Origin of the sequence: Falsiroseomonas sp. CW058 (assembly GCF_050563535.1) — a bacterium.
Taxonomy (GTDB): domain Bacteria; phylum Pseudomonadota; class Alphaproteobacteria; order Acetobacterales; family Acetobacteraceae; genus Falsiroseomonas.
On sequence record NZ_JBNXUO010000018.1, the window covers coordinates 22642 to 35207 of the forward strand.

General features: G+C 73.4%; 15 protein-coding genes. 9 read left to right on the forward strand and 6 right to left on the reverse strand.

The genetic code is table 11. The annotated features are described in order from the left end of the window. Positions 1-4: 4 nt before the first annotated feature. Together pth and ACK8OX_RS15120 are read right to left on the reverse strand one after the other, a co-directional pair. The gene (gene pth, locus ACK8OX_RS15115) at positions 5-577 is read right to left on the reverse strand and encodes an aminoacyl-tRNA hydrolase (protein WP_430665004.1); all 573 of its coding nucleotides are present in this window, start codon (positions 575-577) and stop codon (positions 5-7) included. Positions 578-662: 85 nt separating this feature from the next. Continuing rightward, positions 663-1364: a 50S ribosomal protein L25/general stress protein Ctc gene (locus tag ACK8OX_RS15120; protein ID WP_430665005.1), complete on the reverse strand. Its 702-nt coding sequence runs from the start codon at positions 1362-1364 to the stop codon at positions 663-665. Between the two features lie 191 nt (positions 1365-1555). Here ACK8OX_RS15120 and ACK8OX_RS15125 point away from each other — a divergent pair, with 191 nt between their 5' ends. The 6 genes from ACK8OX_RS15125 (at position 1556) to ACK8OX_RS15150 (ending at position 6777) form a co-directional block, all read left to right on the forward strand. Beyond that, a complete protein-coding gene (locus ACK8OX_RS15125) occupies positions 1556-1840 on the forward strand; it encodes an acyl carrier protein (protein ID WP_430665006.1) in 285 nt (94 codons plus the stop codon). A gap of 20 nt (positions 1841-1860) precedes the next feature. After that, on the forward strand, positions 1861-2316 hold the full coding sequence (locus tag ACK8OX_RS15130; protein ID WP_430665007.1) for a 3-hydroxyacyl-ACP dehydratase FabZ family protein: 456 nt from the start codon (positions 1861-1863) through the stop codon (positions 2314-2316). Positions 2317-2319: 3 nt separating this feature from the next. Continuing rightward, a complete protein-coding gene (locus ACK8OX_RS15135) occupies positions 2320-3522 on the forward strand; it encodes a beta-ketoacyl-ACP synthase (protein ID WP_430665008.1) in 1203 nt (400 codons plus the stop codon). Next, complete coding sequence (locus ACK8OX_RS15140) at positions 3519-4781, forward strand: beta-ketoacyl synthase N-terminal-like domain-containing protein (protein WP_430665009.1); 1263 nt, start codon at positions 3519-3521, stop codon at positions 4779-4781. Before ACK8OX_RS15135 ends, ACK8OX_RS15140 begins: the two co-directional genes overlap by 4 nt. Then, entirely contained in the window at positions 4778-5800 is a 1023-nt protein-coding gene (locus ACK8OX_RS15145; RefSeq protein WP_430665010.1) for a zinc-binding dehydrogenase, read from the forward strand. The genes ACK8OX_RS15140 and ACK8OX_RS15145 overlap by 4 nt, the downstream gene beginning before the upstream one ends. Positions 5801-5874: 74 nt before the next feature. Continuing rightward, positions 5875-6777: a lipid A biosynthesis lauroyl acyltransferase gene (locus ACK8OX_RS15150; RefSeq protein WP_430665011.1), complete on the forward strand. Its 903-nt coding sequence runs from the start codon at positions 5875-5877 to the stop codon at positions 6775-6777. A 43-nt stretch (positions 6778-6820) separates the two neighbouring features. On the opposite strand, the gene ACK8OX_RS15155 is transcribed toward ACK8OX_RS15150, so the two are convergent. Both ACK8OX_RS15155 and ACK8OX_RS15160 read right to left on the reverse strand, forming a co-directional pair. Beyond that, entirely contained in the window at positions 6821-7714 is an 894-nt protein-coding gene (locus ACK8OX_RS15155) for a fumarylacetoacetate hydrolase family protein (RefSeq protein WP_430665012.1), read from the reverse strand. A gap of 9 nt (positions 7715-7723) precedes the next feature. After that, entirely contained in the window at positions 7724-8695 is a 972-nt protein-coding gene (locus ACK8OX_RS15160) for a Bug family tripartite tricarboxylate transporter substrate binding protein (protein WP_430665013.1), read from the reverse strand. Between the two features lie 110 nt (positions 8696-8805). On the opposite strand from ACK8OX_RS15160, the gene ACK8OX_RS15165 reads away from it, so the two are divergent. Both ACK8OX_RS15165 and ACK8OX_RS15170 read left to right on the forward strand, forming a co-directional pair. After that, a complete protein-coding gene (locus ACK8OX_RS15165; RefSeq protein ID WP_430665014.1) occupies positions 8806-9429 on the forward strand; it encodes a glutathione S-transferase family protein in 624 nt (207 codons plus the stop codon). Positions 9430-9446: 17 nt separating this feature from the next. Next, the gene (locus ACK8OX_RS15170) at positions 9447-10025 is read left to right on the forward strand and encodes a histidine phosphatase family protein (RefSeq protein WP_430665015.1); all 579 of its coding nucleotides are present in this window, start codon (positions 9447-9449) and stop codon (positions 10023-10025) included. Between the two features lie 32 nt (positions 10026-10057). On the opposite strand, the gene ACK8OX_RS15175 is transcribed toward ACK8OX_RS15170, so the two are convergent. Continuing rightward, on the reverse strand, positions 10058-11038 hold the full coding sequence (locus ACK8OX_RS15175) for a Bug family tripartite tricarboxylate transporter substrate binding protein (protein ID WP_430665016.1): 981 nt from the start codon (positions 11036-11038) through the stop codon (positions 10058-10060). 131 nt (positions 11039-11169) lie between these two features. Between ACK8OX_RS15175 and ACK8OX_RS15180 the strand changes: the two genes are divergently transcribed. Further along, positions 11170-12180, forward strand: a complete 1011-nt coding sequence (locus tag ACK8OX_RS15180) for an aldo/keto reductase (protein WP_430665017.1) — start codon at positions 11170-11172, stop codon at positions 12178-12180. Positions 12181-12184: 4 nt separating this feature from the next. Here ACK8OX_RS15180 and ACK8OX_RS15185 read toward each other — a convergent pair whose 3' ends face one another. Then, complete coding sequence (locus tag ACK8OX_RS15185) at positions 12185-12553, reverse strand: hypothetical protein (RefSeq protein WP_430665018.1); 369 nt, start codon at positions 12551-12553, stop codon at positions 12185-12187. Between the last annotated feature and the right edge of the window lie 13 nt (positions 12554-12566).

Genomic DNA, 12566 nt, shown 5'->3' on the forward strand with positions numbered 1-12566 from the left:
CGGCTCAGGCCTCCTGCGTGAGAAGCGCGACGCGGGTCATGAACTCCTCGGCCTTGCCGGCCGCCAACAGCGGGGCGGCATCCGCCACCGCGTCGAGCAGCGGCTCCACCCAGGTTTCCACCTTGGCGAAGTTGCCGAGCACATGGCCGGTGACGCGGTCCTTGTGGCCGGGATGGCCGATGCCGAGCCGCACCCGGCCGAAATCGGGGGTCGCGAGCGCGCGCTGCATGTCGCGCAGGCCGTTGTGGCCGGCGGTGCCGCCGCCCCGCTTCACGCGGACCTTGCCGGGGGCGAGGTCGAGCTCGTCATGGAAGGCCCAGATGTCCGCGGGCCGTATCTTGTGGAAGCCGGCCGCCTGCTGCACCGCGTCGCCCGACCCGTTCATGTAGGTCATCGGCTTCAGGGCCAGCACCTTCACGCCGCCGACCATGCCTTCCGCGACCTCGCCCTTGAAGCGCTTGCGCCAGGGGGTGAAGCCGTGCCGCCGCGCGACGGCGTCCACCGCCATGAAGCCGATGTTGTGGCGCTGCCGCGCATGTTCCTGCCCCGGATTGCCGAGGCCGACCCAGAGCAGCATGGGCGGGGCTCCCTGCGCCGGGGCAAGGCGCGGTCGGTGACGCCCCCTCCCCGCGGGGCGGGGAGGGGATAGGGAGGGAAGAAGGCTACTTCTTCTTGGCGGGCGCGGCCGGCTTGGCGGCGGCGGGCGCCGCGCCACCCTTGGCCGGGGCGGCCTTGCCCTTGCCCTTGGCGGGCTCGGGCGCCGGGGCGGCGGCGGCGGGGGCCGCATCCGCATCCGTGGTCGGCGCGGCGATCGAGGCCACCATGAAGTCGCGGCCGGCGATCACCGGGCGGGCGCCGAAATTGTCCTTGATCGCGGACCAGCGCAGGCCGTCGCCGATCTTGGCCTCGGCCAGGTCGATCTCGAACTTCTCGGGCACGCGGTCGGTCTCGGCCATCACCTCGACCTCGCGGCGGACGACGTTCAGCACGCCGCCGGCCTTGATCCCGGGGGAGGTGTCCTCGTGCAGGAAGGTCACGGGGACGCGGACGCGAATGCGCGCGCCCGGCGCGACTCGCTGGAAGTCGACATGGATCGGGCGGTCCGTCACCGGGTCGAACTGCACGTCGCGCATGATCGTGCGCTCCGTCGGGCCGTCCTTCACCGCCACCTCGTAGAGGTGCGACTGCCAGCCGCCCTTCACCAGTTCCTTCATGACGTCGCGCGGGTCGAGCGCCACCAGCGTGGCCTCCTGCTTCGCGCCGTACACCACGCCGGGGACCAGCCCCTGCCGCCGGGTCGCACGCGCCGCCCCCTTACCTGCATTCGCGCGCGCCACGGCTTCGATCCGAACCGTCTGGACCATTGCCAGGCTCCTTCAAAATGAAAACGCCGGCCTCCAGGGGTGCCGACGCGGGGCGGAGCCCTAGCGGAAGCTGGGCTGCAAGGCAAGGGCGCAGCGCCCCGCCGCAGCCGCCGGCCGGGCCCGGCGCTGGACAAGCCGGCCGGATCGGGCCAAACCGCCCGGAAACGCCCCCTCCGCCCGGAGCCCGCCCCATGACCTCCCCGGTCTTCGACCGCATCGCCGACATCATCGCCGAGAACAGCGAGGTCGCGCGCGATTCCATCCGGCCCGAGGCGCATGTGATCAACGACCTCGGCATCGACAGCCTCGACTTCCTCGACATCGTCTTCGCCATCGACAAGGCCTTCGGCATCAAGGTCCCGGTGGAGGCCTGGACGCAGGAAGTGAATGCCGGCACCGCGCCGGCGGAGCAGTATTTCGTCATGGGCAACCTCGCCCAGCGGATCGAGGAGCTGGTCGCGGCGAAGAAGGCCTGACGGCCGCCGGACCCGCCGCCATGCGGCTCGAATACTTCCAGATGGTCGATCGCGTCGTGACGCTCGAGGGCGAGAGCATCACGGTGGAAAGCCGCGTGCCCGAGGCCAGCCCGGTCTTCGAGGGGCATTTCCCCGGCCACCCCATCGTGCCCGGCGTGCTGCTGGTGGAGACGATGGCCCAGGCCGGCGGCTGGCTGCTGCTGTCGATCGAGGGGCTGGCCCGCATGCCCTTCCTGTCCAAGGTGAACGAGGCGAAGTTCCGCGGCTTCGTCGGCCCCGGCGCGCCCCTGCTGGTCCATGCCCGCCGCACCCATGACGGGTCCGGCTACGCGGTGGCGGAAGCGCGGATCGAAAGCGCGGGCAAGCGCATCGCGGATGCCGAGATCACCTACCGCATCCTTCCCTTCCCCGCCGAGGCGCTGCGCGAGGCGATGGTCGCCACCGCCCGCCGGATCGGGCTTCCGGGCCACAGCTGAGCCATGCCGAGCAACGAGATCTGGGTGACGGGCATCGGCCTCGTCTCCTGCGCGGGCGAGGGGCGGGAGGCGCACCGCGCGGTGCTTGCCGCCGGCACGCCGCCCGCGCTCGACGCCGCGAGCCACGCGCCCTTCGCGCTGCACCCCGGCCCGGCGCTGGAACTCGACCGGCAGATCCCGAAGAAGGGCGACCAGCGGCAGATGGAGCCCTGGCAGCGCCTCGGCACCTATGCCGCGGGGCTCGCCATCGACGATGCGGGCGCGCGCGGCCTGGTGGCGGAGATGGACCTCATCGTCGCCGCCGGCGGCGGGGAGCGCGACCTCGCGCTCGACGAGAGCGTGCTGGCGGCCCTCGGCGCGCTGCCGCCGGATGAGGCCGCGGTGCGGCTGAACGAGATGCTGGCCGGCGGGCTGCGCCCGACGCTGTTCCTGGCGCAGCTGTCCAACCTGCTGGCGGGCAACATCTCCATCGTCCACGGCGTCACCGGCGCGTCGCGCACGCTGATGGGGGAGGAGCAGGCGGGCGCGGATGCGGTGCGCATCGCGGCGCAGCGCCTGGCGGAAGGGCGCGGGCGGATCGCGCTGGCGGGCGGCGCCTTCGTCGCGACCCGGTGGGACCTGCTGCTGCTGTACCATGCCGGCGGGCTGCTGCGGCGGGGCGGCTGGGCACCCGTCTTCTCGCGCACGGATGCGCCCGGCGCCATCCCCGGCACGCTCGGCGCCTTCCTGGTGCTGGAGACGGCGGACAGCGCGCGGGAACGCGGCGCGAAGGGGCTGGCGCGGCTGCACAACGTGGTGTCCGGCCAGGCGCGCCGCACGGCGGAGGACAGCGGCCGCGACGGCCCCGCCCATGCCTTCGCGCGCATCGCGCCGGCGCTGGGGGACGGGCGGCTGGCCGTGATCTCGGGCGCCACCGGCGTCGCCGGCCCGACGGTGACGGAACGCGAGTTCCTCGGCGCGCTGACGCGCCCGCTGGCGGTGCGCGCGGCCGGCAGCCGCATCGGCTGGGGGGTGGAGGCGACCTTCCCCGCCAGCATCGCGCTCGCCGCGCTGTCGCTCTCCGACGGCGCCTTCCCCGCCCCGCTGGAGCCGCTGGAAGCCCCCTTCGAAGGCGCGCCGCGCGACATCCTGGTGACCGGCTTCGCCGCCTGGCGGGGCGAGGCGCTGGCGCATCTGTCGGCCATCCCGGCGGGGGAACAGCCATGAAGGACCATGCCGGCCGCCCGGTGGTCGCGGTCACGGGCCTCGGCCTCGTCACGCCGCTGGGCTTCGGGGTCGCGGACAACTGGGCGGCGCTGCTGGCCGGCCGGTCCGGCATCCGCCGCATCACCCGCTTCCCGACGGAGCATCTGCGCACCACCATCGCCGGCACGGTGGACCTGCCGGGCGAGGCCGCGGGCGCGCCCTTCGTCTCCTCCCGCCGGGTCGCCACCATGGCGCGCATGGCCGCGGAGGAGGCGCTGGCGCAGGCGGGGCTGGGCGGCGCGGGCGGCTTCCCCGGCCCCCTGATGCTCGGCATGCCGCCGGTCGAGGTGGAATGGCCGCACCGCTTCGCCCTGGCCCGTGCGGCGACGGAGCCGCGCTATCCCGCGCTGGCGGAAGCCGCCGGCGCGGTGCCGGACCTCTACCCCGAAGCCGCCTTCGCCGGCGTGGGCGAAGGGCTGGCCGCCCATCTCGGCACCCGCGGCGCGCCCATCGCCATCAGCACCGCCTGCGCCACCGGCGCGTCGGCCATCCAGCTCGGCGTGGAGGCGATCCAGCGCGGCGAGGCGGAGGCGGTGGTGGCCATCGGGGCGGACGGCACGGTGCAGGCGGAATCGCTGATCCGCTTCTCCCTCCTCTCGGCGCTGTCCACCCGCAACGACGACCCGACCCGCGCGTCCCGCCCCTTCGAGAGGACGCGCGACGGCTTCGTGATGAGCGAGGGTGCCGCCTGCCTGGTGCTGGAAAGCCTGGCCCATGCCCGCGCACGCGGCGCGAAGGTGCTGGGCGTGGTGCGCGGCGCGGGCGAGAAGTCGGACAGCTTCCACCGCACGCGGTCGAACCCGGATGGCGGCGCCATCATCACCGCGATGCGCCGCGCGCTGACCGATGCGGGGCTGCGGCCGGCCGACATCTCCTACGTGAACGCGCACGGCACCGGCACGCCGGAGAACGACAAGATGGAGACGCTGGGCATGCGCGCCGTCTTCGGCAACGACGCGCCGCCGATCTCGTCGAACAAGTCGATGATCGGCCACACCCTGTCCGCCGCCGGCGCGATCGAGGCGGCGTTCAGCCTGCTGGCCATCCGCGACCAGAGGCTGCCGCCCACCATCAACCATGCCGAGCCCGACCCGGCCATCAGCCTCGACGTGGTGCCGAACGCCGCGCGCGACGCGAAGGTGTCGCATGTGCTGTCGAACAGCTTCGGCTTCGGCGGGCAGAATGTCTGCCTGGTGCTGAGCGGGGAGCCGGGCCGATGAAGGCTTTGCGCCTGCATGGCGACCGCGACCTGCGGCTCGAGGAGCTGCCGCCCCCGCCCCCGCCGGGCGAGGGGGAGGTGCAGCTGCGCATCCGCGCCGTGTCGCTGAACCACATCGATGTCTGGGGCTGGCGGGGCATGGCCTTCGCGCAGCGCACCCTGCCGCTGGTGGTGGGCGCCGAGGCGTCGGGCGAGGTCGCGGCCATCGGCCCCGGCGTCACCGGCTGGGCGGTGGGGGAACGCGCCACCCCCTATGGCGCGCGCACCTGCGGCACCTGCCCCGCCTGCCGCGGGGGCCGCGACAACCTGTGCGAGAATGTCCAGGGCGTCGCCGGCTTCCACATCGACGGCTTCGCGCGGGAGGTGGCGAACGTGCCCGCGCGGACGCTGGTGAAGGTGCCCGACGCCGTGCCGTTCGAGGATGCGGCCTGTTCCACCGTCACCTTCGGCACGGTCGAGCACATGCTGTTCGACAACGCGAAGCTGCAGCCGGGCGAGACGGTGCTGATCCAGGCCGCGGGGTCCGGCATCGGCTCCGTCGCGATCCGGGTGGCGAAGGCGCTGGGCTGCACCGTCATCGCGACGGCGGGCGATGACGAGAAGTGCCGCAAGGCGCTGGAACTCGGCGCCGACCATGCGGTGAACTACAGCGAAAAGAACTTCTCCTCCGTCGCGCGGCGCGTCACGGGCAAGCGCGGCGTGGACGTGGTGTTCGAACATGTGGGCGCGGCGACCTGGGCGGCCTCGCTGCTCAGCCTGCGGATGGGCGGGCGGCTGGTGACCTGCGGCAGCACCTCCGGCGTCTCGGCCGAGACCAACCTGATGATGATCTTCCAGCGCCAGCTGCACATCTTCGGCAGCTTCGGCTGCCGGATCGGGAATGTCCGCGACGCCGTGGCGAAGATGGCGCAGGGCATCCGCCCCGTGCTGGACACGGTGGTGCCGCTGGAACGCTTCGCGGAGGGGCTGGAACGGCTGGAATCCCGCCGCGTCTTCGGCAAGATCGTCGTCACCCTGTAGCGGCCCGCGCCGCCCCCCGCCCCTCCCCCGCTTGCGGGAGGGGGCGGGGTGCGGGCAAGAACCCGCGCAACCCCATGCGCGACACCCTCCGCCGCCTCTCCGACGAATCCCTGGCCGCGCTGGTGCGCGGCGCCTTCACGCTCGTCCGCGCGCTCGGGCCCGACCGGGCGTCCAACCTCGGCGCGGCGGCGGCGCGGATGCTGGGCCCCCTCACCTCGGCGCACCGCATCGCGCGGGAGAACATCGACGCCGCCCTGCCGGGGCTGCCCGCCGCGGACCGCGCGCGCATCCTGCGGGAGAGCTGGGAGAACCTGGGCCGCACGGCCTGCGAATACGTCCATCTCGGCGCGCTCTGGGACCACGACCCGGCGCATCCCGAACGCGGCCGGATCGAACTCGCGCCCGGCAGCGCGGAACGTTTCACGCGGCTGATGGAGGATGGCCGGCCCGCGATCTTCTTCGCCGCCCACCTGGCGAACTGGGAATTGCCGGCGGTGGCCGCGCTGCGGCACGGCCTGCCCTCCGCCGCGCTCTACCGCACGCCGAACAACCGGGCGATCGCGCGCGACGTGCTGCGGATGCGCAGCGGCGTGATGGGGGAACTGATCCCGGCCGGCGTCTCCGCCCCCATCCGCATGATGGAGGCGCTGGACCGGGGCCTGCATCTCGGCATGCTGGTGGACCAGCGTTTCGGCCGCGGGCCGAGGATCCGCTTCCTCGGCCGCACGGCCAGCGCGAACCCGCTGCTGGCGCGGCTGGCGCGGCGCTTCGACTGCCCGATCCACGGCGCCCGCGCCATCCGCCTGCCCGGCAACCGCTTCCGCCTGGAACTGACCGAGGCGGTGGAACTGGCCCGCGACGCGAAGGGCCAGGTGGACATCCAGGCGGCGACGCAGCAGGTCAACGACATCGTCGAGGGCTGGGTGCGGGAGCATCCGGGCCAGTGGCTGTGGCAGCACCGGCGGTGGCGGCTGTAGCCCGGCGCCCCTTCCCGCGGCCGGCGTGGGGCCAGGTGGGCCCCTACGCCTCCCCCGGCGCGACGACATGGGTGGTGATGCGCATCACCCCCTCCAGCCCGGCCACGCAGACATCGCCGGGCTTCAGGTACAGCTCCGCCGCGTTCGGGTGGCCGATCGCGGTGCCGCGCGGGGCACCGGTGGCGATCACGTCGCCGGGCTCGAAGGGCATGAAGCGGGTGAAGAAGGCGATGATGCCCTCGATGCGGTGGATGTATTCGTCGGTGCTGACGCGCAGGCGCTGCTGCCCGTTCACTTCGCAGGTCAGCCACAGGTCGTAGGGGTCCGCGATCTCGGCCATCGGCACCGCGAAGGGGCCCACCGGGCAGAAGCCGGGCATGTTCTTCGACACCCAGAACTTGGTGCCCGACGCGACTTCCTGCTTCTGGATCTCCCGCGCCGTCAGGTCGTTCAGCACGGTGATGCCGCCGACATGGTCCCGCGCCCGTTCGCGCGGCACCTGGAAGGCGCGCTTCGTGACGATGAAGGCAAGCTCCGGCTCGTAGTCGAAGGTGGTGATGCCCTCGGGCCGCGCCACGCGCGCGCCGTCGCCCACCATCACCTCGCGCAGCTTCACGAATCCGGTCGGCTCCTGCGGGTCCTCCTTCAGCATGCCCTCGCGCACCAGTTCCGCGCGGTGGACCTTGCTGTTCTTGCCGACGCAGAAGATCTTCCCGGGGTCGGGGATGGGCGGCAGCAGGTGGACATCGGCCAGCGCCAGCCGCCGCGGCGCCGCGGCGATCGCCGCGCGCAGCTCCTCCGCCGGCAGCGCCAGCGCGCGGCGCATGTCGAGATCCGCGCCATGCGCGGCCGTGAGGTCGCGCAGCGTCTCCCCCTCCGCCGCGCCGAGCCGCGGGCGCACATCGCCCTTCGAGAGGAAGGTGGCCAACCGGATCATCGCGCGCGGCTACTCCAGGGTGATGTTGCGCTCACGCACGACGCTCTGCCACTTGGCGATGTCGGCGTCCACATAGGCGCTGAAGGCGTCGGGCGTCATCGGCTCCGGCTCGGCGCCGAGGCCGGCCATCCTCTCCCGCGTCTCGCGCAGGGTCAGGGCGCGGGCGGCGTCCGCGGCGATGCGCTCCGCGATGGCGGGCGGGACGCCGCGCGGCGCGAACAGCCCGAACCAGCCCACGGCGGAATAGCCCGGCAGGCCGCTTTCCGCCGCGGTGGGCAGGCCCGGCAGCAGGGCGGTCCGGCGCTCCGACGTGACCGCCAGGTTCACGACCTGCCCGGCCGCCACCGCGCTCGCCACCGTCTGGGGCGGGGCGAACATCAGGTGGATGCGGCCCGCCACCAGGTCGGTCAGCGCCGGGCCGGTGCCGCGATAGGGGACGTGCAGCATCTCGATCCCCGCCATTGAGGCGAACAGTTCCGCCGCCAGATGGCTTGCCGCGCCGGTGCCGGAACTGCCGAAGGTGAAATGGCCGGGCGGGCGGGACTTCGCGAGCGCGATCAGTTCCCCCACGTTGCGCGCGCCGACGCCGGGATGCATCGCGACCACATAGGCAGGCGCGGCGACGAGGGTGATCGGCGTCAGGTGCTCGCGCACCACGAAGCGGTGCTCGGCGCCGGCCAGCCCCATCATGCCGCCGGTGGAGGTCACCATCAGCGTGTGGCCGTCCGGCTGCGCGCGCTGGACGATCTGCATCCCGATGCGGCCCGCGCCGCCGCCGCGGTTCTCCGTGACCACCGGCTGACGCCAGGCTTCCTGGAAATGCTGGCCGAGAATGCGCGCCAGCACATCCGTCCCGCCGCCGGGCGGGAAGGGCACCACGATGGTGACGCTGCGCGAGGGGAAGCCTTCCTGCGCGGCCGAGATCCGCGGCAGGGCGAGCGCGGCGCCGGTCGCGGCAAGCAGGCGTCTGCGGGATGTCATGGCGGTCCTCCTCGGCCACCGCCATGCAGCGCGCGGCGCGCCCTGGCAAGGGGGGCTGGCGAGGCCCCGCGCCGGCCCCTACAAACGCGCCAACCCCGGAGGGACGATCCATGAAGCTCTACTACTCGCCCGGCGCCTGCTCGGTCGGCATCCACATCATCCTCGAGGAGATCGGCAAGCCGTATGAGCTGTCGCTCGTCGCGCTGAAGGACGGCGCGCAGCACCAGCCCGAATTCAAGGCGGTGAACCCGAAGTCGAAGGTGCCGGCGCTGGACCGCGGCGACGGCCGCGCGCTGACGGAATACCCGGTGATCGCCGCCTGGCTGGCCAAGTCCAACCCCGACGCGAAGCTGATCCCCGCCGACCTGGAGGGCGAGACGCGCTGCATGGAGATGCTGGACTATGTCTGCGGCACCATCCACCCGCAGGGCTTCACGCGGCAGTTCCGCCCCGCCAACTTCGCCCTGCGCGAGGAGGACGTGCCGAAGACGGTGGAGATGGGCAAGCAGCTTGCCGCGAAGTATTTCGACGTGCTGCAGGACGGCTGGCAGGGCGGCGAATGGGTGCTGCCCTCGGGCTATTCGGTGGCCGACACGGCGCTGTTCTTCGTGGAATACTGGGCCGCGCGCCGCAGCGGCATGACGCTGCCGCCGAAGCTCGACGCGCATCTGCGGGCGATGCTGGCGCGGCCGGCGGTGCAGCGGACGCTGGCGCAGGAAGGGCTGGCGGCCTGACGTCGGGGCGCGGCGGCATGACGCTCCACCCCACCCCCTTCTGGTTCCTCCGCCACGGCGAGACGGACTGGAACGCGCAGGGCCTGTCGCAGGGCCGCACCGACATCCCGCTGAACGCGGTGGGGCTGGTGCAGGCGCGGCGCGCGGCGGCCACCCTCGCGCCGCTCGGCATCGCCAGCATCGTCGCCTCCCCCCTCATGCGCGCGCTCCGCACGGCGGAGATCGCGGCGGAGGCGATCGGCCTGCCGGTCGAGACCGATGCCGACCTGCAGGAGGTGAATTTTGGCGAGCAGGAAGGCCTGCCGATGGGCGACTGGTACGACGACTGGATCGCCGGCACCTACACGCCGAAGGGCGCCGAGACCTTCGCCGGGCTGCGCGACCGCGCGGTGCGCGGCGTGAACCGGGCGCTGGCCCGCCCGGCGCCGGTGCTGGTGGTGGCGCATGGCGCGCTGTTCCGCGCGCTCCGCCAGGCCTGCGGGCTGGAGGCGAATGTGCGGACGCCGAACGCCCTGCCGCTGCGGATGGAGCCGCCGGCGGGTGGCGCGGCCTGGACCATCACGCCGGCCGAACTGGCGCCGCTGCCGGCCGGCTGACGGGGCCGGCCTGTCCGGCCGGCCCTTTCGCCCTATTCGGGTTGCAGGCCGGTCGCGCGCACCAGTTCCTGCCACACCGTCCGCTGCGCGCGCATCAGCGCCGCGAATTCGGCCGGCGTCGACGGATAGGGCGCATTGCCGTTGGCGGCGAGGCGTTCGACCAGCTGCGGGTTCTTCAGCCCCTCGTTGATGACGGCGTTCATCCGCGCGACGATCGGCTCCGGGATGCCGCGGGGGCCCATCACGGCGGAGAAGCTCGGCAGGTCGTAATCCGCCACGCCCCCTTCCTGCACCGTCGGGAATTCGGGCGCGAGCGGCCAGCGCGTCGGGTTGGTCACCGCCAGCGCCCGCACCTGCCCCGCCCGCACCGCCGGGATGACGCCGGAGAAGCTGTCGAACACGACCTGGATGTTGCCCGCGATCAGGTCCGCCAGCGCCGGCGCCGCCCCGCGATAGGGCACATGCGTCAGCTCCACCCCCGTGCGCTGCATGAACAGCACGCCGAGCATGTGGTTCGCGCCGCCCGCCCCGGCCGATCCGTAGTTCAGCCGCCCCGGATTGGCCCGCGCATGGGTGACCAGGTCCTGGATGCTGTGGATGGGCAGGCGCGGGTTCACGCAGACCATGGCGGTGCCGGTGGCGAAGGTGGCGATGGCGGTGAAGTCGTCCACGCCCTCGTAGCCCGGCGTCTTGAACAACAGCGGCGCGCCGAGATGGCTCGACGGGCTGGCCATCATCACCGTGTAGCCATCGGGCGCGGATTGCGCGACATGCGCGGTGCCGATGGTGCCGCCCGCGCCGGCGCGGTTGTCCACCACCACCGGCACGCCGAGCCCCTCCTGCAGCACCTGCGCCTGCAGCCGCCCGGCGATGTCGCTCGCCCCCCCCGGCGGGTAGGGCACCACCAGGCGGATCTGCCGCGCCGGCCAGGGCGCCTGGGCGAGCGCGGGCGCGGCGAGCGGTGCCGCGGCAAGCGCGGTGCCGGCGGCGAGGAGGTGGCGGCGGCGGATCATGCGGTGGTCTCCCGGTGGTGGCCTCATGCCTGGTTGCAAGCAAGAAAGATTCCGCGCCGTCACGCAAGCGAATTGCCGCGCGCTCCGTGCCGTGCAGACTGCGCGGGACGAACAGCCAGGGGAAATGCCCGATGGAATACCGCAAGCTCGGCGCCAGCGGCCTGAAGGTCTCGCCGCTCTGCCTCGGCACGATGATGTTCGGCGGCGCGACGGAGGAGACGGCGGCGGCGCGCATCACCGACCATGCGCGCTCCATCGGCATCAACTTCATCGACACGGCGGATGCCTACAATGGCGGCGCGTCGGAGGAGGTGGTGGGCCGGCTGGTGAAGCCCAACCGCGGCTGGTGGGTGGTGGCGACGAAGCTGGCCAACCCGATGGGCCGCGGCCCGAACGACCGCGGCCTGTCGCGGCGGCACTGCGTGGATGCGGTGGAGGGCAGCCTGCGGCGGCTCGGCCTCGACGCCATCGACATCCTCTACCTCCACAAGGAGGACCACGACACCCCGCTGGCGGAGACGGTGCACGCGCTTGGCGACCTGATCCGCGCCGGCAAGCTGCGCTATTTCGGCGTCTCCAACTACCGCGCCTGGCGGGTGGCGGAGATCTGCCGGATCTGCGATTCGCTCGGCATCGACCGCCCGGTGGTCAGCCAGCCCTACTACAACGCGCTGAACCGCATGCCGGAGGTGGAGCACCTGCCCGCCTGCGCCCATTACGGCCTGGGCGTCGTGCCCTATTCGCCGTTGGCCCGCGGCGTGCTGACCGCGAAATACGCCCCCGACGCGAAGCCGGACCCCGAGACGCGGGCCGGCCGCGCCGACAAGCGGATGATGGAGACGGAATGGCGGCCGGAAAGCCTGCGGATCGCGCAGACCCTGAAGGCGCATGCCGAATCGCGCGGCATCACGCCGGTGCAGTTCGCGGTCGCCTGGGTGATGAACAACCGCCTGGTCACCGCCCCCATCGCCGGCCCGCGGACCGAGGCGCAGTGGATGGGCTATGTCGCCGCGCTCGACTACCGCTTCACCGCGGAGGACGAGGCGCTGGTGGACAGCCTGGTGCCGCCCGGCCATCCCAGCACGCCGGGCTACAACGACCCGGCCTACCCGCTGGAAGGCCGGCTGCCGCGGACGGCGTGATCCGTCACGCCATCGGGGCCGGCATCTCCGGCCCCGGCGGCGAGATGGAGGGCATTTCCGTCGGCGTCACCGCCGGCGGCAGTTCCGGGCCCGGCCCGGCGGGCTGCGGCGCCGTGGGCGGCAGGCCGGGAAGCTCGGGCCCCGGCCCGGGCGGGGCGGCGGGCGGACCCTCGGGGGGCGTCGGCGGCAGGCCGGGCAGTTCCGGGTTGGGCCCGGGCGGCGCGGGCGGCGGCGCTTCGGGCGGCAGCGGCGGCAGGCCGGGCAACTCGCCCGGCGGCGGCGCCGCGGGCGCCTCGGTCGGCACCTGCTCCGGCGTCAGCGGCGGCAGGCCCGGAAGCTGGGGCGGCGGGTCGGGATCGGCGGCGCGGGTCATGCCGGGGTGAACG